Genomic DNA, 21,366 nt, shown 5'->3' on the forward strand with positions numbered 1-21,366 from the left:
GTACTGCTGTTTGCCATTTTTGCGCGCCTATTCTTTATGCAAGCAAAGGTTCTGAATGTCATCGCTGCCGCGGTAGTGATCGCAACCATAGCGAGCTTGCTGATCCACCAGTGGTCAAATGCATCTGAGTTCACTGATAAGGAAGCGGAGTCGGTCAGAACAGCTGCGCTGCAGTTGGATCCGAATGATATGAGGATCAACGGCGATTTGCTGACTGGGCAAGCCTTGATGCAATCGGAAGGCAAGGAAGAGCAAGTTTATTTCTACTACACGATCGAAACGGAAGAAGAAAAGAGCAACTGGGAACAAAAACGATTTCCGCAGCGTGTCATTGCCACTGTCCAGTTGGAAGAGCCGGAAGCTGAACGGAATCTGTACCAATTTGATTTTGAAAATTATCTGAATGCGAAAAGCATCCATTGGGTCGTCACGATCGAAGCGATGCAGTTCCGGAGCGAAGATCGTTCTGTCTGGTCCTGGCCAAGCAGCATAAGGCGATCCATCATTTTGATGCTGGAAAAATTGCCTGCTGTCCAGACGACCGACTATATTCAAACCATGTTATTCAATCAATCGCATGCTATTGCGGGAGATACTTTGGATGCCTATCGCGGGATCGGTTTATTGCACCTTTTTTCCATTTCCGGCATGCATATCCAGTTGTTGCTGTCCCAGCTGCGCTATATCCTTTTGCGTATGAAAGTTAGCCATGAGACCACGGATAAGCTGCTGGTTGTATTTCTGATCGCTTATGGTGTGCTGACCGGGTGGGGGATCGGTGTCTTTCGGGCTATCTGTACGCATTTTATCCTTCTGATGGGTAAAATCACCGGCCATCGTGTTGAAGCGAAAGACGCCTTCGCGCTTACGGTGATGGTTGCTGTTTTATACAATCCGCTGCTGATCTATTCGGCAAGTTTTCAATTGAGCTATCTTTTGGCCGGGGTATTGTATTTCGTTGCGCCGATAAGTGCGGAATGGAAAATGAATGGGTTGTTGAAGGATATCTGCCTGACGGCGCTGATGACGATGGTTTCTTTTCCCGTTGTCGCTTATCATTTTTTTGAGGTTTCCTGGCTCGGGATCTTTGTGAATGTAATCTTTTCCTTCTTTTTTTCTTGGTTTCTTTTTCCGCTGTTTTGGATATTGTTCTTTGCAGTGCTCTTTTTCCCTGAAACCTCGTTGCTGGGATTGCTTTGCGCTGTGTCCGACAAAGTCCTCACCTTATTGGAAACCTTCGCTGGGAAAGCCGCTGATTTGGATTTTGCGTCACTCATTACAGGGCGGCCGCCTGCCTTTTATTTTGCGCTGGTCTGGATCGCCTTGCTGTCGCTCTTGCTCAGCGTTGAAAAGAAACGAAGGGATATCCGCGTGCTCAGTTTCCTGATTATTGCTGTCGGCTTGTTTTCGTTCGCCCACCAGCTGATGCCTTCCGGGAAAGTCGTCATGCTTGATGTGGGTCAGGGCGATGCCATTCTGTTCATAACGCCCTTTCATCGTCGGGCGGTGCTGATAGACACGGGCGGCATGATCACTTTCGAAAAAGAAGCTTGGCAAGTCCGCGAAACAGCGACCACTGCCGGCGAAAAGCTAGTATCTATCATAAAAGCGGAAGGCGTGAAAAAATTGGACATGGTCTTTCTGACGCATGCCGATCAGGATCATGTCGGTTCATTGCGCGAACTTGCCGAAGGGCTGCCGATCGCTGCAGTATATTTCCCTAAAGGAGCGGAGGGGAATGCGGCGTTCGCAGCAGTGCTGCTTGAACTGCAGAGTCAGCAACAAGCGTCACTCTATCCTGTGTTAGGGCAAGTCGATGTAAAGATTGATGCTGATTTTGTTTTTCATATCCTGGCACCTTTATCCCCCGGCGAAGGCGGAAATGAGGATTCATTGGTCATCCAAACAAGCTTAGGCGGCTTTGATTGGCTGTTCACGGGCGATCTCGGAGAAGAAGGGGAAGACTTGCTGATGCGCACTTACCCTGATCTGAAGACCGATATTCTGAAAATCGGTCATCATGGGAGCGCAACATCCAGTTCGGAAGGCTTCTTGGATCAGGTCCAACCTAAATTAGCCTTGATATCTGCAGGGAAAGAGAACAGGTACGGTCATCCGGATGCGGAAATACTGAAACGACTGAAATTGCGGGATATTTCGATTTTCCGCACGGATCAACAGGGCGCTATCCACTTCCTGTACGGATCGGAGAAAACAGAATGGCGAACCATTTTGGCGAACAAAAAATAAAAATGATGAATGGTGGTCCAAACGTGAATTATACAACGGAGATGTCCAAAATAAAAAAGGGTCAGCTGCAGCCGGTCTATTTGTTTTTGGGCAAAGAAGATTTTTTTATAGAAGAAGCGAAGCAACTGTTGTTGCAAACGGTGGTTGACGAAGCCGACAAGGATTTGAATGTCGGCATATTCAATATGGATGAGACACTGTTGGATCGGGCTCTTGAAGATGCGGAGTCGCTGCCGTTTTTTGGGGAAAGACGTTTGGTCATCATCGAAAACCCGCTGTTTTTGACGGCAGAAAAACCCAAGAATGGGCTTGAACATGATCTTGGTTGGCTTGAGAGTTATCTGGAGAACCCTTCGTCCTCAACGATTTTGGCTATTTTTGCACCGTATGAAAAATTGGACAGCAGAAAAAAATTGTCGAAACTCCTGACGAAGAAGGCCGTCACTGTGGACGTTTCTCCTTTGGCTGAAAAAGAAGCCCGTAAATTTTTAGGGGACATGATAAAAAATGAAGGCTATCAAATGAACCGCGATGCACTGGAATTGTTTTACGAGCGGATCGAAAATCAACTGTCGCGGGGAATGAGGGAGCTGCCTAAGCTGTTTTTGGCCGGATCCGAAGAAAAAAAAATCACCAAACAGATGGTGATCGACTTGATTCCGCGCAATCTGGAACAGAATATTTTTGAATTGGTTACGCAGGTGCTGAACAAGAACACATATCTGGCCATCCAGATTTATCGGGATCTCTTGCTCCAAAAAGAGGAGCCGATAAAAATAAACGCGATCCTTTTGGGGCAATTCCGTCTGTTGCTGCAAGTGAAGCTGCTTTCAAAAAATGGGTACCAACAAACGGACATCACCAAAGTACTGAAGATCCATCCTTATCGTGTGAAACTTGCTTTCCAACAAGTGAGGAACCTTTCCGAAAAGGTATTGGCGGATGCTTTTCAGGGATTGGTCGAGACGGAGTATAACATGAAGACAGGGCAGGGGTTGAAGGAGATACAATTTGAATTATTTCTGATCCGCTACGCAAACGCAATGCCCAAACAGTGAAATCAAAGGAGAAAAGCGCAACGGGTTCGTTCAGCCCTGAAAGAAATTTAGGAAATCGTGCCGACTGAGCATCGTAGAGCGCAATATGCTGAGAGACTTCCTGCGTCAGCAGGTTAGTCGAATAGTATCCTTGGCTCGTAGAGACAAGGGGTTCCTTTGTCCTTTCCGAAGGGCTAACCCGTGGAGCTGGACATCATTTTGGATGCATGAAATAAGTTGCAAATCAGTTTAACACCTGTGGTGATACGTTTTTAGTTTGATAAGTTATACAAATTACTTTACATACGAAAAAGGCCGAAGACGGACCAGTTGGACTGGTCTGTCTTCGGCCTTGCGTTTTGAAGTCTCTTAAATCAAAAAATTATTTTGCTAATTTTTTAGTTAAACGAGAAATGTCGCGAGACGCTTTGTTTTGATGAATTAAGTTTTTAGAAGCTGCTGAATCGATAGATTTAACTGCTGCCTTCAATAATTCTTCGCTATTTTCAGCGCCTTCTGCTACTGCAGCTTCAAATTTCTTGATAGCTGAACGCATAGCACTCTTTTGAGCGTTGTTTTTTAGGTTAGCTTTTTCGCTAGTGCGAACACGTTTGATTGCTGAATCGATATTTGGCATTGGGTTCACCCCTCTTTCCTTATTTCTATAACTATTAGGCTGTTTTGCCAACATGCCATATTATACATAATTTTGGAGGGTTGTGCAATAAAAAATGAAAGAGATTCCCTTTTTAATCATTGCGACCCGGAATTTCGAGACATATATTTTGAAATTTTTGGGTCAAAATCAGGCCATGCCATGGCAAAAGCTCCAAAGTGTACGAAAGTATGTTTGGGTGGTAAAATAGTTGTAACAGTGAGTGAAGAGGTGAATCATCCATATGAAAGATCAATTTGAATTAATTTCCCCCTACCAGCCCAGCGGTGATCAGCCGGAAGCCATCAAAGAGCTTGTCGGCGGATTGAATCTGGGCAGACGGGCGCAAACCTTGTTGGGCGCGACTGGGACCGGAAAGACTTTTACGGTAGCCAACGTCATCCAAGCAGTAAACAAGCCTACGCTCGTCATCGCGCACAATAAAACGTTGGCAGGGCAACTGTATGGCGAATTGAAGGAGTTTTTTCCGAACAATGCCGTCGAATATTTTGTGAGCTACTATGACTATTACCAACCCGAAGCTTATGTTCCCTCGAGTGACACTTATATAGAAAAAGAATCCAGCGTAAACGATGAAATCGATAAACTGCGTCATTCCGCCACCAGCTCCTTGCTGGAAAGGCGGGACGTGATTGTGGTCGCTTCTGTATCCTGCATTTATGGCCTGGTGAATCCCTTGGACTATAAAGAGCATACTTTATCGTTAAGGCAAGGGATGGAGATGGAACGGAATGAACTGCTGCGTAGGTTGGTGGAAATGCAGTTTGAACGCAATGATATCGATTTTCGGCGCGGCACGTTCCGTGTGCGCGGGGATGTTGTTGAAATTTTTCTGGCATCCCGCGACAACGAGGCCATCCGTGTCGAATTTTTTGGGGATGAAATCGATCGGATCAGGGAAGTGGATGTGCTCACCGGAGAAATCAAGAATGATGTCGAACATTTTCCTGTTTTCCCAGCCACTCACTTCGTGGCAAATGAAGAAAAGACCTTGCATGCAGTCGACATGATCCGGGCAGAATTGAAGGATCGCCTAAAGGTGTTGCGCGATGAAAACAAACTGCTGGAAGCCCAGCGATTGGAACAGCGCACCAACTACGACATGGAAATGTTGATGGAAATGGGATACTGCAACGGAATCGAAAACTATTCCAGACATATGGACGGGCGCGCTCCCGGAGAGCCTCCGTACACGTTGCTTGATTTTTTCCCGGATGATTATTTGACCGTCATCGACGAGTCGCACATCACAATGTCCCAAATACGCGGCATGTACAACGGTGACCGTTCGCGGAAAGAACAGTTGGTGGCTTACGGCTTCCGTTTGCCGAGCACCTTGGATAATCGCCCGTTGACGTTGAAGGAATTCGAAGAACGGGTCAACCAGATCATTTATATTTCAGCGACCCCTGGCCCATACGAGTATGAACAAAGCCCGTATGTTGCCCAACAGATCATCCGTCCGACAGGCTTGTTGGATCCGATTGTGGAGGTGCGGCCGATCAAAGGCCAAATCGATGATCTGATCAGTGAAATCAATTTGCGCGTCGAACGCAATGAGCGGGTATTCATCACGACTTTGACGAAGAAGATGTCCGAAGACTTGACCGATTATCTGAAGGAAGTCGGCATCAAAGTGAATTATCTGCACAGCGAAATCAAAACGATGGAGCGCGCGGAAATTATCCGGAATCTCCGATTGGGAGAATTTGATGTGTTGATCGGCATCAATCTATTGCGGGAAGGGTTGGATGTTCCCGAGGTTTCGCTTGTCGCCATCCTGGATGCCGACAAGGAAGGCTTCCTGCGGAGCGAGCGCTCGCTTGTCCAGACGATCGGCCGAGCCGCCCGGAACGAGAACGGAAAAGTCATCATGTATGCGGACCGCATAACGGATTCGATGGAGCGGGCCATAAATGAAACGAACAGGCGTCGTGCGACGCAGGAAGCCTACAACATTGAGCATGGCATCACGCCGAAAACGATCATCAAGGAAGTCCGTGACCGGATCAGCATCTCGCATACACCTGAAGATGCCGAAGGGGAAGTCAGCATCTTGAGCATCTATAAGGCGATGACGATGGAACAACGCCGCGAAGCGCTCGATCAACTGGATAAGGAAATGAGGGAAGCCGCCAAAGCCCTCAATTTTGAGAAAGCGGCAGAAATCCGTGACATGGTATTGGAGCTGAAAGCCGAATACAAAGGTTTATGAAAAAAGTGATTTTTACTTGCAATCGGTAAGGAATTACGATAAACTGTTTCTTGTATTATATATACGACCTTCAACTTGGTTAAACGAATCACCAACGTTTTACTCAGTTAAAGGTAACTTTATGAAAGAGGTGAAAAAAATGGCAATTTCAAAAGAACTTAAAAATGAAATCATCAAAGAATACGCTATTCACGAAGGAGATACTGGATCCCCTGAAGTGCAAATCGCAGTTCTTACGTATGAAATCAACCACTTGAACGAGCACGCACGCGTTCACAAAAAAGACCACCATTCTTACCGTGGTTTGATGAAAAAAGTTGGACACCGTCGTAACTTGTTGGCTTACTTGCGTAACAAAGACGTTCCCCGCTACCGTGAACTGATCCAAAGATTAGGCTTACGTCGTTAATTTCGTGGCTAAGATATATTAAGCGAGATTCCACTGTGAATCTCGCTTATTTTTTGGGATTTTTCGGACAATAAGTGCAAAAATGCTGGGCAATCAGCTATAATGGAATGAGGCTCCCGCTCTACAGATCGCTACTATACAAATGTGAGCTTATACGCATCAGTAAGTTGACATTTGTTTAGTAGTTGGTAGATGGGAAGCATCGCAAAAGGAGAATGATAACATGTCAGAAAAAAAAGTGTTCCAAATGGACTGGGCAGGTCGTTTGCTGCAAGTCGAAATCGGCCAATTGGCTAAGCAAGCGAACGGTGCGGTATTGGTGAGATACGGAGATACCGTTGTGTTGACGGCTGCTGTAGGTTCAAGAGAACCAAAAGATACCGATTTCTTCCCATTGACTGTGAACTATGAAGAAAAAATGTATTCAGTCGGGAAAATACCTGGAGGTTTCATCAAACGTGAAGGCCGCCCAAGCGAAAATGCAACATTGACGGCGCGTTTGATCGACCGTCCGATCCGCCCGATGTTCCCTGAAGGATTCCGCAACGAAGTGCAGATCACAAACGTTGTTATGTCCGTCGAACAGGATTGCGCACCTGAAATGGCCGCTATGTTCGGTTCCTCGTTGGCATTGGCGATTTCCGACATTCCTTTCTATGGGCCGATCGCTGGAGTGAACGTAGGCCGCGTGGATGGCGAATATGTTTTGAATCCAACCGCTCCACAGAATGAAGCATCCGATATTGAGTTGACCGTTGCCGGTTCGAGAGTTGCCATCAACATGGTTGAGAGCAGCGCTGCAATGGTTAATGAAGAAGATATGCTTGGAGCATTGATGTTCGGCCACAAAGCGATCCAGGAATTATGCGACTTCCAAGATAAAATCGTAGCCGAAGTAGGCAAAGAAAAAATGACCGTCAAGCTTTTGGCTTTAAACCCTGAACTTGTAACCGAAGTGACATCTGCTTACGGCGAAAAAATGACGGCAGCCATCATGACTGAAGAGAAATTGGCTCGTGAAGCCGCTATTGAAGACGTGAAAGCTGAAGCAATCTTGTTCTTCAACGAAAAGTATCAGGATGACGCCAACTTTGCACAAATTTCCAAAGAAGTCCGCCAAATCGTGGAAGACATGGAAAAAGACGAAGTGCGCCGTTTGATCACAGTCGATAAAATCCGTCCGGACGGCCGTAAAATCGACGAAATTCGCCCATTGGCTTCCGAAGTCGGTTTATTGCCGCGTGTACACGGTTCCGGCTTGTTCACGCGTGGACAGACGCAAGCATTGTCCACTTGTACTTTGGCTCCGTTGGGCGAACATCAGATCATCGATGGCCTGGGCATGGTGGACAGCAAACGATTCATCCACCATTACAACTTCCCACAATTCTCGGTCGGCAGCACCGGCAGAGCAGGAAGTCCGGGACGCCGCGAAATTGGTCATGGTGCCTTGGGTGAACGCGCATTGAAACAAGTCATCCCGACTGAAGCTGATTTCCCTTACACAATCCGTTTGGTTTCGGAAGTATTGGAATCCAACGGTTCCTCTTCACAGGCAAGTATCTGCGCGAGCACACTTGCTTTGATGGACGCTGGTGTACCGATCAAAGCACCGGTAGCGGGTATCGCAATGGGCTTAGTGATGGAAGGCGAGAACTACACAGTCTTGACGGATATCCAAGGGCTTGAAGACCACTTGGGCGACATGGACTTCAAAGTTGCCGGAACAAGCGAAGGCATCACTGCCTTGCAGATGGACATCAAAATCCAAGGGATCACAGAACAAATCCTGACTGAAGCGTTGATGCAAGCGAAAAAAGCGCGGATGGAAATCCTTGCTGAGCTGACAAGCACGATTGCAGCCCCACGCGAAGAACTGTCACAGTATGCTCCGAAGATCGAAATGATGCAAATCAAACCAGATAAGATCAAAGTCGTCATCGGCAAGGGCGGAGATACGATCAACAGCATCATTGAAGAAACCGGCGTTAAGATCGACATCGACCAAGAAGGTAACGTGAGCATCGCTTCAGCTGATACTGCGATGATTGCCCGCGCTAAACAAATCATCGAAGAATTGACGCATGAAGTGAAGGTCGGTGAAATCTACGATGGTACAGTAAAACGCATCGAAAAATTCGGCGCATTCGTTGAAATCACAAAAGGCAAAGACGGCATGGTCCATATATCCGAATTGGCTAACGAACGTGTCAAAGAAGTCGAAGACATCCTGGCGATCGGCGACAAAGTCAAAGTTAAAGTCATTGAAATCGATAGACAGGGCAGAATCAACCTTTCCCGTAAAGCGCTATTGCCTAAGGAAGAAAAATAAACTGCTGATAACAGAATAAGGCTGCTCGGAACGGTCTTCAGGAGAAGAACAATTTCTGAAGACCGTTCCGAAACGAAAAAAACAGGCATCACCTCACAAGAGGTATGCCTGTTTTTTTGTTGACGGCAGCCTAAGGGCCATGAGCAGAAAGAAAGCTTGTCACAATTATTCTAATAATCCTGACATATAGAGTAATATTGATTAATTATAGATTTTAATATTAAATCAATGAATTTTTTTCATAAAAGCGTTATTATAGGGTAAAGAGAAACATATTTTTACGCCAACATTTTATGGATATATTTTTTACTTATATCGCCCATATAAATGTAAGCGCTTTAAATGTTTTTTTGTGCATCGTGAGGCTCCCGTGTAAGTTTTAGTTACAAAGGATGGTATCATCATAATTATCGAACAAGCTGTTGCTCAATCGCAAAGAAGCACGAGATCGGATACACGGACAACCCGAAGAAGCAGAAAAACCAAACGGAAACAGCAACAAACTGGCTGCTCCGGTTCCGTTTGTCAGAAGGGAACAAAATAAAACAGTAAAGGATGAGTGCAATGGTGCCAGAATCTATTTTCTCACAAGGTCAAATGCCGACGCTCAAAGAAGTGTTGGCCTCAAGGGAACAACGTGCCTTTTTTGAAGAGGAAATCAGCAAGACAAATGCAAACCAGACGTTGATTTCCCTTAAATGCAATATTCCTGGACCCGTCAAATATAATGCCATCGTAAGGCAGATTTCTGAAATCGGCATCCAAGAAGTCAAAAATGCGATCCAAAAAAATAAATGGAAAGTCACTTATGAAAAATTGATGGATTTGGATACAGGTCCGGAATACTTTGTTGTCGTCGATACTTATCCGACTGCCGTGAAGCAAGCCGCCATCATGATAGAAGACGGCAGCTTGCTCGGGCAACTGTTCACGATCAGCGTATTCTATCTCGAAGAAGGCAAGATGATCGAGGTGCAGCGTATGGAAATCGGCTATGAACCGAGAAAGTGCATGATTTGTGGGGACGAAGCATTCGAATGCGAAAACGCGAATGTGCACAATAGGGACGAAATCCAGAAAAAAATCGAAGCCATTCTGCAGAAGGATGGAAGAGTGCGCTTGGATTAACAGACCTTATTTGCATCTTGCACAAGAAAAGGCATAGCTGATGAGTGCCTAATCGGATAAAATAAAATAGTCGACATTTCGCATTCCAATCAGAGATCCCGGGCAGGGTTTCTGATTGGAATGTTTTTTGGGGTAATTAAAAAATAGATTAAAAAATTCTAATAAAGTGTGGTAAAATGCTTAAGTGAAGGATGTCCAAATCCTAAAAAAATAGATAGTACAGAAAATGAATGAGTGAGGGATCAATGATGAAAGAGTATAATGTTGCCATTGTAGGTGCTACGGGTGCTGTTGGAGAAAAAATGCTGGGCTTGTTGGAGAATGCTTCTTTTCCGATAAAAAGTTTGAAGTTGTTGGCTTCTAAACGGTCTGTAGGGAAAGTTAAGACTTTCCGAGGACAGGAACTGCAGATTGAAGAAACGACTGACGACTCATTTGAAGGCATCGACATTGCCTTATTCAGCGCTGGGGGCGGCATCACGAAACAATTCTCCCCTGCAGCCATCAAAGCTGGAGCCATCGTCATCGACAACACGAGCGCTTTTCGTATGGATCCGGAAACGCCGTTGGTTGTTCCAGAAGTGAATCCGGAAGACTTGCGCAAACACAAAGGATTGATTGCTAATCCAAACTGTTCCACTATTCAGATGGTTGTAGCTTTGCAACCGATCCGCGAAAAATTTGGTTTGGATCGCGTCATCGTTTCCACGTACCAAGCAGTAAGCGGTGCTGGTCTGCATGCCTTGGAAGAATTGAAAGCTCAAACCCAAGCTGTCCTGAACGGTGAAGAGCCTGTTGCGAAGATCTTGCCTTGTGGTGGCGATAAGAAGCATTTCCCGATTGCATTCAACGCTTTACCGCAAATCGATGTGTTCAGCGAAGGCGGCTACACGTATGAAGAGTGGAAAATGATCAATGAAACCAAAAAAATCATGGGTGACCAGGATATCAAGGTTTCAGCAACCTGTGTGCGTATCCCTGTGATGTCCGGACACTCGGAATCTGTCTATTTTGAAGTAGACGACAAAAACGTTTCTGTCGCTGACATCTGGGAAGTGCTGAAAGACGCGCCAGGAGTCGTGCTTCAGGATGACACAGCTAATCAAGTTTATCCTACCGCCCGAGAATCCGTCGGAAAAAATGATACATTTGTCGGACGTATCCGTAAGGATGTGGATGTCGATAATGGTTTCCATATGTGGGTTGTTTCGGATAACCTGTTGAAGGGCGCTGCTTGGAATTCTGTGCAGATCGCTGAAAAAATGATCGAAATGGGCCTGCTGTAGAATTTTTTTGTACGAATGGTCCAGGCCGCATCAACTGAAGAATTGAATATGACAGGACCTGTCAAAGGATGGACCGGGAAGGGTGTTTGGTTAAACATCGTTCCCGGTCCGTTCCTTTTGTGAGGTCTTTTTTTTGACTTTCAGAAAACCGGAACAGAAACTGAAGCAAATGCTACAATTTTGCCGATAATCATGTATAATATAACAGAGAGGATATCGGTCACGTTTAGCCGGATGCGAAGAAAACGCATCCGCTTGTAGAATCTGAAGGCAGCTCGGCAAAGCAGCAGTGCTGATTTTCAGGGACGAAAATACGGAGAAAGGCATTCAAACGATTAATATAGATAACAGCATAGAAAGCTGAAAATAAGAGGTGGTACAATGAGTAAAGTAAGAATAATTTCTCTCGGAGGTGTGAGAGAAAGCGGTAAAAACATGTATTTAGTGGAAGTGGACGATTTAATTTTTGTATTGGATTGCGGTCTGCTCTATCCTGAAAACGAATTGTTGGGAATTGATGTTGTCATTCCTGATTTCACGTATCTGGAGGAAAACAAAAATAAGATAGCGGGTATTTTCCTGACGCATGGCCATGCGGATGCTGTAGGAGCATTGCCTTATTTATTGCAGAATATCGATGCACCCGTGTTCGGTACAGGTTTGACGATCGCGTTGGCTAAACTGGCGGTTGATTCAACCGGATTGGCTACAGGCTTTGAGGATTACCACGTCATCGATGAGAACACTGAAATTGAATTCGAAAACACCAGCGTCCGGTTCTTCAGAACAACGCATACCATCCCTGACTCTGTAGGGATCTGTGTGAAGACGGAAGAAGGCAGTGTCGTCTATACAGGCGACTTCAAGTTTGATCAAAGCGCATCCCCGATGTATCGGACCGATTACGGCAAAATTACGGATATCGGCGAAGGAAAAGTATTGGCGCTGTTGAGCGATTCCGGTGATGCCGAATCGACTACGGAAAATGTCAGCGACCGCAAGATTGAGGAAGAAATGCTGGATACCTTCATCAATGCTGAAGGACGCATCATCGTGTCCTGTGTTGCAAGCAACATTTTGCGCATTCAGCAAGTTTTTGATGTCGCTCTCCAAGCTAACCGTAAAATCTTTTTGACAGGTCCGACTTTGGTTGAAACAGTCGATGTCGCCATGAAACTAGGAAAACTAGTCCTGCCGACCCCAGATCTGCTTGTGAATGTAAAAAACATCAATGATTACCGTGATGGTCAAGTCTTGGTGCTGGAAACCGGCAATAGCGGGGAACCGTTGGAAGCATTGCAACGTATGTCCAAAGGCAGACACAAGCAAGTGAACCTTAAAGAGGGTGATTTGGTTTACATCACGACTACGCCTTCCACAGCGATGGAAACAACAGTCGCAAAAACCAAAAATTTGATTTACCGCGCCGGTGCGTCCGTGCGGGAAATATCGGGAACCTACAAAGCATCCGGACATGCTTCGCCGAACGATCTGAAATTGATGATCAACCTGCTAAGACCTACGTATTTCGTGCCTGTCCAAGGCGAGTACCGGATGCAGGCTGCACATGCCCAGTTGGCGAATGAAGTCGGCATTCCGTTCAAGAACATATTCATCCCCGGAAAAGGCGACGTCATCGAATATGCCAAAGGCCGTATGCATATGACGGGACAAGTCCCAGCCGGGAACGTACTGATCGATGGGATCGGCGTCGGCGATATCGGCAATATTGTCTTGCGCGACCGCAAACTGTTGTCGGAAGATGGCATCTTCGTTGTCGTTGTGACGATCTCGAGAAGATTGAACAAAATTTTATCGGGTCCGGAAATCGTTTCGCGTGGTTTCGTCTACATGAAAGCTAGCGAAGAGCTTGTCAAGGAAAGTTCGAATATCGTCCGGGAAGTAGTGGAAGAAAATCTGCATACGAAAGACTTTGATTGGGCCAAATTAAAACAAGAGATACGTGATTCGTTGAGCCGTTATCTTTTTGAAAAGACGAAGCGCAAACCGGTCATTTTACCGATCATCATGGAAGCATCAAATTATCAGAAGAAAAGCTGATGCCCGTTTGCCGGATAGGCAATGAAACGGATCGTTGTTGAAAAGGAGAGATTCATCTTTATGGGTTCTAATAGTACGAAGGCTTGGGCCGAGACAGCTCTGTTTGCTGTTCTCGCGATTGCCTTGGCATATGTGACGATGCCAGTTGGAGAATACAATCTTGTGTTTGCTTTGCTGCCGTTGCTTTTCATTTCCCTCCGCAGAGGCATGTTGCTCGGGCTGGTTTCAGGAACACTGACCGGTCTTGCTTTATTTGCACTCAAAGGAGAAGGAACGGATGTTGCCGGCGATATCCTCACCCAAGCGGCACCATTTATTTTCGTGGGCATCGCCGGATTTTTCGCGAAATTCACGCAACGCACATTGAACAATAAACGTTTTCCGAATGCAGCCTTGAATATACTGACGGCATCCTTTTTCGGAACGCTTGTCTATTTTGTTTGGTCGTTGATTTCGGACATATTCCTCAGCGAGGAAGCAGTCCCTGCCGGTGTTTCTGCCTTTGCGCACTTTCTTCCGGGACAAGCGCTGTCTTTTGCGGCAACTTTTGCCGTCAGCGCGGCCATTCTGCTGTTGCTTGCGAAAGTTGCGCCTAAAGCATTCATCCCAAAGGACAGCCGTTTCCTGAGCAGAAAAGAAAAATCGAAACTATTGAATGATTAATAAACAGAAGGCGAGGCACGGATTTCAATTATCCGGACTTCGCCTTTCTGTTTTTGTGGGCTCGTGTGCTATGATTAGTGGGTAACATGTTTTGTCATTATGTTGATTTGGAGTGGTCATATGGGTATTTGGTCAATGATATTTACGGCAGTCATCATTTTAAATACAATCGGTGCAATCATTACCGTTTTTAAAGAAAAAAGAGATGTCGCAGCCACTTGGGCATGGTTGTTGACATTAAACTTGCTGCCGGTAGCGGGTTTCATCATCTATCTCTTTATCGGCAAAAAGATCTCAAAGGAAAACATCTATGATATGCGGACACAAAAAAGCTTGGGGATGTCCCAGTTGGCGAAGGTACAGATTGAGATGCTGGAGGATGAAGATCTGGCGCAAGGTTTGGTCGAAACCGACTATGCAAAAAAAACAGCTATCCTTTTTCTGGAGAGTGACGAATCCATCCTGACCAAGGGGAATAAAATTGAAATATTCAAGACCGGTGAAGGTGTTTTTGATGCGCTTATTCAGGACATCTACAAAGCGGAAGATCATGTGCATATGCTCTACTACACTTTTCGATCAGACGATCTGGGCAAACGCATTCTTGCTGCATTGGAAGACAGGGCAGCGGCTGGTGTGGAGGTTCTGGTCGTTTATGACGCAATGGGCTGCAGAGGGAACGATCCGAAATTTTTCAACAACCTTGAAAAATTAGGCGGAAAGACGGAAGTTTTTTTTGGGTCAAAAATACCTTTCGTCAATTTACGGATGAACTATCGTAATCACCGCAAAATAATGGTGGTGGACGCCAAAGTTGCTTACCTTGGCGGGTTCAATATCGGCGATGAATATCTGGGGAAAGGGGAACTCGGCGAATGGCGGGACACGCATATGAAGATAGAAGGCAATGCGGTCCTGACGCTTCAAAGCCGTTTCTTCATGGATTGGAATGCTGTTGCCAAGCCAAAGAATCGGAAAGATTATGCAGAGGCCTATTTCCCGATTGCCGATAAAAAAGGCGATACAGCCATGCAGATTGTAGCGAGCGGTCCGGATGACGAAGATCAGACCATCAAGATGGGCTTCCTGAAGATGATCAGCCAAGCGAAAGAATCGATCTACATACAGACGCCTTATTTTATACCTGACGAAAGTTTGCACGAAATGCTCAAAATCGCGGCCTTATCCGGTGTAAGAGTCAAAATCATGATCCCTTCGAAGCCGGATCACCCGTTCGTCTATCGGGCAACGGAATACTTCGCCAAAGACATCATAGAGTATGGAGCCGAAGTCTATATGTATCAGAACGGTTTTCTGCATTCAAAAGTGATCGTGGTCGACGATGAAATTGTATCGATAGGCACGGCAAATATGGATGTACGAAGCTTCAGGCTGAATTTTGAGATCAATGCCTTTATTTATGATCGTGAAGTGGCCGAAGAATTGATTGCTAACTTTGAAGAAGATCAGGAAATGTGCATCCGCGCAACCCATGATTATTTCGCAAAACAATCGAAAGGCCGGAAATTTAAGCAAGCTTTTTCCAGGTTGCTTTCGCCGATACTTTAAGCAACAAAAGTGATTGAAATAAACAAAGGAGTACCAGCCGATTCCGTCTGTGACGGGATCGGTTGGTACTCCTTTTTGTTTTATGGACAGTCTCATGGCTGCCTGAGATTAACCCAGTTGAATCGCCAAGATTTGACTGATGTTCAGCAGGTAAGTCACTTTTTTATCGGCAGTTGTGAACATGATCTGTCTTTTCGGAGTTACGCGGGAATTGAAGGAACCCCAAACAAGCGTTCTTGTGTATGATTTCGGTCCATGTTTTTCTTCAATCACAACATACACAGGGGTGTGATTTTCAAAAGCTTGGTTAGCGAAACGGACAACTTGATGAATCGGCATCACTTTGTCCAGGATGGCCTCGTTGATGGATTGGACGGATGAAAGTGGGCGCAGGTATGATTTATTTGAAGTATTTTCATTATGATTGGATACCGGATAGATGTAGTTTTGCATGTTGGTTCCTCCGAACGTGTGTTTGTCTTGTATCTTTATTATAGGAACATCTGTTCTTTTTTGCAAGCAATTTATTTTGCGCTCAACAAAATTTAAGGACTGCTGGTTTGCAACTCAGCCCGCAGTTTTGCCGTTTCGGCCGAAAATGCTCCTGTTTCTCGGGTTTTCGGGTAAAGTAATAGTATGGAAAGAACATGTTGGCCGCACCTTAATTTTGAAGGAGGGAAAAAAAGTTGCATACATTATCTGGAGGAATCACCGAAAAAATAGGCCACAAAATAGACTCCCCGAGGAGGGTTTGCATCGATGCATGCTTCTTGGGGAGTTTTGTTCACAAAATGTTCATTAAACATTTTGAAAAAATTTCAGAAAGTTTCTTCCTATTAATGAAACTGCAGTGATTGTTGAAAGCGCTGAAAATCGCATACAAATAGATTTGAACGGCCTTTGCATTAAATGTATAATGAAAATACTGATTGGAAAAAATTTTTTTCCTAAGGAGAATCAAATGAGGGACGGAGGTGGAATGAAAGATGCAAATATTTGATGAAGTAAAAAAGATTGAGCAGGAAGCAACTGACCTGGAATTGGATTATCAGAACAAACTGCGCAAACTGGAACAGAACACGCAAGATAAAATTGGCGAAATGAAAAGGAATATCGAAAAGGAATTAGCTACTTTTCAATCCGAGGAACTTGCGAAAAAATCAGAGCAACTGGCAATTCTCAAGAACGCTTCCGCAGAAAGTGAAAAGTCGGAAATCGAGAAGTTGCAGACCCGTTTTGCAGCGAAAGAAGAAGAGCTTGTGAATGCCGTAATTGAGGAGGTGATGAGGAAATATGGCAATCGCTAAAATGAAAAAAATTACTCTCATTTCTTTTCACGAAAAAAAAGAGCAGCTATTGACGGCTATCCAAACATTGCAAAGCTTAGAAGTCATCGACTTGCCTGCTGCAAAAGAAAATTTGCAATCCTTATCGCCTAAAGAACGAGAGTCAATTGAACAAAACATCAAGAAGACCGAAAGCTATCTGGAAAATGTCACGGAAGCCTTATCTTTCTTGCAATCTTATTTAAAGAAAGAGTCTTTGCTCAAACAATACACAACCCCGAGACAATCCTTGTCTCTGGAAGAACTGGAAAAGGCTGTAAGCGAGTTTTCTTCCGACAATGTCCTGAATAAAGTGTTAGGTCTGAAGGCTGAACAGAAGAAATTGGAGGATGCCAAAAAACATCTGTATGAACAAGAGGATTTTCTGATTTTATGGAAGAAATTGTCATTCAATCCTAAGGAAACAGCAGCATTTGAACATGTCGCAGTCAAAGTAGGCACGATTCCTCAGACGCTGACCAATGACTACATCACTAACGTGACTTCCAATCCGCTGATCTATACGGAAGAAATCTTCCAGAACAAAGAATCATACGGCGCGGTGATTTTTTATGATCCGTCACAGATTAAGGATGTAAACGCTCTGTTGGACAGCAATCACTTCCAACCCTTGGCATATGAGTATGATCTGCCGCCTGCAGAGGCATTGACGGATATTCAAAGTCGCATTCAACAGAACCGTGAAGCGCACAAACAGCTGTTGGCGGATCTTTCCGTCATGAAAACAGAGGAGTGGCAGTTAATGCTACTGTCCGAGTTTTATTATGCAAAATTGCAGCGGATCAAAAGCCAGCAATTGCTGGTCAACGAGAAACATCTCTTCGTCATCCAAGGCTGGCTTGAGGAAGATAAGGTCAAAGAAATCAAGCAGGCATTGACTGAGACTGTCCCGGAGAATGAATACGCATTAACGGTTGATGATGCTGAAGAATCGGATGTTTCCGTTATTCCAACGGTTTTGAAGAATAACAAGTGGGTCACTCCTTTTGAGAACATCACTTCCATGTACAGTTTGCCGAAATATGATGAAATAGACCCCACGCCACTATTGACACCTTTCTATCTGCTGTTCTTCGGAATGATGATTGCGGATGTCGGGTACGGTCTGTTGCTCCTTATCGGAACATTTCTGGCTTTGAAGTTCCTGAACTTCAACAAAGGCATGCGCAACAATCTGCTGTTCTTTCACATCCTGTCCTATCCATCCATCTTGTGGGGACTGGTCTACGGCTCTTTCTTCGGAATAGAATTGCCTTTCGTGCTCCTGTCCACAAGCAATGACGCCAATACGATCCTGCTGATATCGGTTGTGTTCGGTATTGTTCAGATTATGTTCGGTCTGGGCATCAAAGCCTATCTATCCTTGCGCGATAAAAATCCGCTGGGTGCGATTTCCGACAGCATCGGTTGGTTGGGCATCTTTGTGGGGCTCATCTTCATCCTGTTCGGAAAGATGCTTTTCCCAAGTCAGGTATTGGTTACCGTAGGTGCTGCAGTTGCCATCACAAGTGCGGTCGCAATCGTGCTTGCTACCGCCATGGCATCGGATAACAAAGCATTGGGTGCAGGCGCCGGATTATATAACCTCTATGGAATCACCGGTTACATCGGCGACATGGTCAGCTACACCCGTCTGATGGCCTTAGGCGTATCCGGCGGAAGTATCGCGGTTGCCTTCAACATGATCATCGACTTCTTGCCGGTATGGGCAAGATTCACTATCGGTGCTGTATTGTTTGTTTTGTTGCACACCATCAACTTCGGTTTATCCATGCTGAGTGCTTATGTGCATGGTGCTCGACTTGTGTTCGTTGAATTTTTCGGGAAATTTTATGAAGGCGGCGGAAAAGCCTTGGAGCCTTTGAAGACAGAAGAAAAATACATTTACTTAAAAAATAAAAAAGAAGCTTAGCTATTGGAGGAATTATAAAATGGAAAATATGACATGGTTACAATATTTTATCGACAACAACGGTGGTATGATGTTCGCAGCTTTAGGCGTCGCTTTGGCGGTCGGATTGGCTGGTACAGGTTCGGCGAAAGGGGTTGGTATGACCGGTGAAGCTGCTGCTGCATTGATCAAGGAACAACCTGAGAAATTCGGTAAATCATTGATTCTGCAACTGTTGCCAGGTACGCAAGGTTTGTACGGATTCGTTATCGGATTCCTGATTTATCTGCAAATGTCTCCAGAGATGACTGTTGCCCAAGGACTGTACTATCTGATGGCCGGTCTGCCTATCGCAATCACTGGTTTGACTTCAGGTATCGCACAAGGTCGTGCTTCCACTGCTGGTCTGCAGATTTTGGCTAAAAGAGAAGAGCACAACACAAAAGGGATCATCTATGCTGCCATGGTTGAAACCTATGCGATCCTAGGCTTCGTTACATCATTCTTGTTGGTATTGAACGCTTAATTCTCAAAAGCTCCAGAAGAATGAAAGAAAAAGTAAGGAGATGAGAAAGCGTGAAAGATCTACAATCCTTGTCTGAACAGATCCTGAATAAGACAAAAGCAAAAGGACAAAGCAAACTGGAGGATGCTGAAAAAATTTCTGTCGCAAAGATAGAAGAGAGCAGACTGACTCTGGTTGAGCAACAAAAGGCGCGCAAAGCTGCCATTTTAAAGAAAGTTGCCAATGATTTTGATCGTGAGCAACAAACATTGAAGAATAAAGAGCGCAATGCGGTTTTGAGAGAGAAACAGGTCATCCTGAAGTCGGTATTCCAGCAGGCTCTAGAAAAAATGAACACTTGGGATGAAAGTCATTTTGCGCAATTCCTGAACGGGGTGCTTGCTCAAACTGATGCATCGAAAGCCTACAGCATTGTTCCGGGCGCAAAATCGATTTCTCATTTCAAGGGGAAAGAGCTGCAGCAGTTGTTGGCCAAATACCCGGCCGTCAAAATTTCTGAGGAGTCCATTCCGAATAAAGCCGGATTCATCCTTCAGGAAGGCGGAGTCGACTACAACTATTGCTTTGATGAACTGATCGAAGATGTAAAGAATGACTTCGCAGCAGAGCTGGCGACTTTAGCATTCCAAGACGAAAAGTAAAGGAGGGGCACTATGCAAGAGATTGATTACAAAGGCGTCAATACGGTACTTCGTACCTATGAATTAAAGTTATTGACGGAAGCGGATTACGATCGGATGCTGAAAGCCTCTTCTTTAAAAGATGCCTTGGAAGTTCTGAAAGGTACCGGTTATGAGTTTGATGAGAAAGAAACACTGGTGAACAAAAATTTCGAAGGTTTTCTCATGAAACATTTGGCTGAGGTCTACCAGGAATTGTTCAGCATCACGCCGGTTTCTGAGATTGTGGAATTATTCGCGCTGCGCTATACCTATCACAACCTCAAAGTGTTATTGAAACAACGTTTTTCGGGCGAAGATCTGGAGCAGCTGTTGATACCCATCGGCAAATATTCCGTAAGCAGCCTAAAGAAATTGGTCGAAACCGGCGACGGCAACGACGAACATCCGATAGTGGTGGAGGGCGTTCAGGAAGCGATCCGCGATTTCGATGAGGGCCATCGCATCGAAGCGGCCACTATCTTTATGGACACCTATTATTTCAGGCATTTGCGCTCCATCAGCGACAAAATCCAACATCCAAGCATCACGAAAATGGTGGACGGCATAATCGACCTTTACAATCTTTCGACTTTGATCCGAAGCCTGAAACAAAGTAAGCCCCGCGGTTTTCTCTATACGGTCTTATCCAGTTCAGGTTCGATTTCGAAACGCGATCTGATTGAAGAATCGATCAACGGGCCAAGCGCGGTCATGCGCAAGTATTATTTCAGCAAAGCATACGGCACGCGCTTATCCAACATGATTTCCGAGACAACAAATGAAGTGGACACACAAAAGCTGGATAAACTGGTGGATGAACTGACCTATGAATTGGTTGCGGAAGGCTTGTATCAACCGTTTGGTCCGATTCCCTTGTTGGGTTATCTGTTTGCCAAAGAGAAGGAAGTCACAAATATCCGCTTGATTTTGGTGGGTAAGGATAATCAGATAGATGAACAAATATTGAGAGAGAGGATGCGACCTGTATATGGCTCATAATATAGCAGTTGTGGGAGACAAAGATTCCATCCTTCCTTTTAAGATTTTAGGCTTCGCAGTGTTCGCGTGCCATAATGCCCAAACTGCCCGTGAAACGGTAGATCGTCTAGCGGCACAGAATTATGGGATCATTTATCTGACGGAAGAAATGGCAAAAGAAATACCTGATACAGTACGCAGGTATGACAGCAGTGTCCAACCAGCCATCATCCTGATTCCTAACCATAAAGGCACATTGAATATCGGGAAAAACCGCATTCAGGAGAATGTGGAAAAAGCAGTTGGACAGAATATCTTATAATCAGGAGGGGACTTT

General features: G+C 45.1%; 18 protein-coding genes. 16 read left to right on the forward strand and 2 right to left on the reverse strand.

Annotated elements, in window-relative coordinates; genetic code table 11:
• Nucleotides 1-36 precede the first annotated feature (36 nt).
• Both BM184_RS04665 and holA read left to right on the forward strand, forming a co-directional pair.
• Nucleotides 37-2,250, forward strand: a complete 2,214-nt coding sequence (locus tag BM184_RS04665; RefSeq protein WP_177208535.1) for a DNA internalization-related competence protein ComEC/Rec2 — start codon at nucleotides 37-39, stop codon at nucleotides 2,248-2,250.
• Nucleotides 2,220-3,308 (forward strand): DNA polymerase III subunit delta, encoded by a 1,089-nt coding sequence (holA, locus tag BM184_RS04670; protein ID WP_245830522.1) that lies wholly within the window; start codon nucleotides 2,220-2,222, stop codon nucleotides 3,306-3,308. The genes BM184_RS04665 and holA overlap by 31 nt, the downstream gene beginning before the upstream one ends.
• 361 nt (nucleotides 3,309-3,669) lie before the next feature.
• Here the strand turns inward: holA and rpsT are convergent, their stop codons facing one another.
• Nucleotides 3,670-3,924, reverse strand: coding sequence for a 30S ribosomal protein S20 (gene rpsT, locus BM184_RS04675; RefSeq protein WP_068562182.1), 255 nt, complete (start codon nucleotides 3,922-3,924; stop codon nucleotides 3,670-3,672).
• Between the two features lie 262 nt (nucleotides 3,925-4,186).
• Here rpsT and uvrB point away from each other — a divergent pair, with 262 nt between their 5' ends.
• The 8 genes from uvrB (at nucleotide 4,187) to cls (ending at nucleotide 15,626) form a co-directional block, all read left to right on the forward strand.
• Nucleotides 4,187-6,178 carry an excinuclease ABC subunit UvrB gene (gene uvrB, locus BM184_RS04680; RefSeq protein WP_086941681.1) on the forward strand — a complete coding sequence of 664 codons (1,992 nt, stop codon included), beginning with the start codon at nucleotides 4,187-4,189 and terminating at the stop codon, nucleotides 6,176-6,178.
• Nucleotides 6,179-6,317: 139 nt separating this feature from the next.
• Entirely contained in the window at nucleotides 6,318-6,587 is a 270-nt protein-coding gene (gene rpsO / locus BM184_RS04685) for a 30S ribosomal protein S15 (protein WP_086941680.1), read from the forward strand.
• A gap of 223 nt (nucleotides 6,588-6,810) precedes the next feature.
• Nucleotides 6,811-8,919: a polyribonucleotide nucleotidyltransferase gene (pnp, locus tag BM184_RS04690; RefSeq protein ID WP_086941679.1), complete on the forward strand. Its 2,109-nt coding sequence runs from the start codon at nucleotides 6,811-6,813 to the stop codon at nucleotides 8,917-8,919.
• Nucleotides 8,920-9,483: 564 nt separating this feature from the next.
• Nucleotides 9,484-10,047: a citrate lyase holo-[acyl-carrier protein] synthase gene (citX, locus tag BM184_RS04695; RefSeq protein ID WP_177208536.1), complete on the forward strand. Its 564-nt coding sequence runs from the start codon at nucleotides 9,484-9,486 to the stop codon at nucleotides 10,045-10,047.
• Nucleotides 10,048-10,292: 245 nt separating this feature from the next.
• Entirely contained in the window at nucleotides 10,293-11,333 is a 1,041-nt protein-coding gene (locus tag BM184_RS04700; protein ID WP_086941677.1) for an aspartate-semialdehyde dehydrogenase, read from the forward strand.
• 381 nt (nucleotides 11,334-11,714) lie between these two features.
• A complete protein-coding gene (locus BM184_RS04705) occupies nucleotides 11,715-13,394 on the forward strand; it encodes a ribonuclease J (RefSeq protein ID WP_086941676.1) in 1,680 nt (559 codons plus the stop codon).
• Nucleotides 13,395-13,454: 60 nt separating this feature from the next.
• The gene (locus BM184_RS04710) at nucleotides 13,455-14,057 is read left to right on the forward strand and encodes an energy-coupled thiamine transporter ThiT (protein ID WP_177208537.1); all 603 of its coding nucleotides are present in this window, start codon (nucleotides 13,455-13,457) and stop codon (nucleotides 14,055-14,057) included.
• Between the two features lie 120 nt (nucleotides 14,058-14,177).
• Entirely contained in the window at nucleotides 14,178-15,626 is a 1,449-nt protein-coding gene (cls, locus tag BM184_RS04715; protein WP_086941674.1) for a cardiolipin synthase, read from the forward strand.
• 108 nt (nucleotides 15,627-15,734) lie between these two features.
• On the opposite strand, the gene BM184_RS04720 is transcribed toward cls, so the two are convergent.
• Entirely contained in the window at nucleotides 15,735-16,079 is a 345-nt protein-coding gene (locus tag BM184_RS04720) for a hypothetical protein (RefSeq protein ID WP_086941673.1), read from the reverse strand.
• Between the two features lie 533 nt (nucleotides 16,080-16,612).
• Between BM184_RS04720 and BM184_RS04725 the strand changes: the two genes are divergently transcribed.
• From BM184_RS04725 to BM184_RS04750, 6 genes are read left to right on the forward strand one after another with little or no spacing between them, the layout of a single operon-like run.
• Nucleotides 16,613-16,933 carry a hypothetical protein gene (locus BM184_RS04725; RefSeq protein WP_086941672.1) on the forward strand — a complete coding sequence of 107 codons (321 nt, stop codon included), beginning with the start codon at nucleotides 16,613-16,615 and terminating at the stop codon, nucleotides 16,931-16,933.
• Nucleotides 16,920-18,884 (forward strand): V-type ATP synthase subunit I, encoded by a 1,965-nt coding sequence (locus tag BM184_RS04730; RefSeq protein ID WP_086941671.1) that lies wholly within the window; start codon nucleotides 16,920-16,922, stop codon nucleotides 18,882-18,884. Before BM184_RS04725 ends, BM184_RS04730 begins: the two co-directional genes overlap by 14 nt.
• Nucleotides 18,885-18,912: 28 nt before the next feature.
• Nucleotides 18,913-19,389: a V-type ATP synthase subunit K gene (locus BM184_RS04735; protein ID WP_375152977.1), complete on the forward strand. Its 477-nt coding sequence runs from the start codon at nucleotides 18,913-18,915 to the stop codon at nucleotides 19,387-19,389.
• A gap of 50 nt (nucleotides 19,390-19,439) precedes the next feature.
• Complete coding sequence (locus BM184_RS04740) at nucleotides 19,440-20,030, forward strand: V-type ATP synthase subunit E (protein WP_086941669.1); 591 nt, start codon at nucleotides 19,440-19,442, stop codon at nucleotides 20,028-20,030.
• Nucleotides 20,031-20,042: 12 nt separating this feature from the next.
• Entirely contained in the window at nucleotides 20,043-21,050 is a 1,008-nt protein-coding gene (locus tag BM184_RS04745; RefSeq protein WP_086941668.1) for a V-type ATPase subunit, read from the forward strand.
• Complete coding sequence (locus BM184_RS04750) at nucleotides 21,040-21,351, forward strand: V-type ATP synthase subunit F (protein ID WP_086941667.1); 312 nt, start codon at nucleotides 21,040-21,042, stop codon at nucleotides 21,349-21,351. Before BM184_RS04745 ends, BM184_RS04750 begins: the two co-directional genes overlap by 11 nt.
• The last annotated feature ends 15 nt before the right edge of the window (nucleotides 21,352-21,366 follow it).

This window comes from Trichococcus pasteurii (genome assembly GCF_900112935.1).
GTDB classification, from domain to species: domain Bacteria; phylum Bacillota; class Bacilli; order Lactobacillales; family Aerococcaceae; genus Trichococcus; species Trichococcus pasteurii.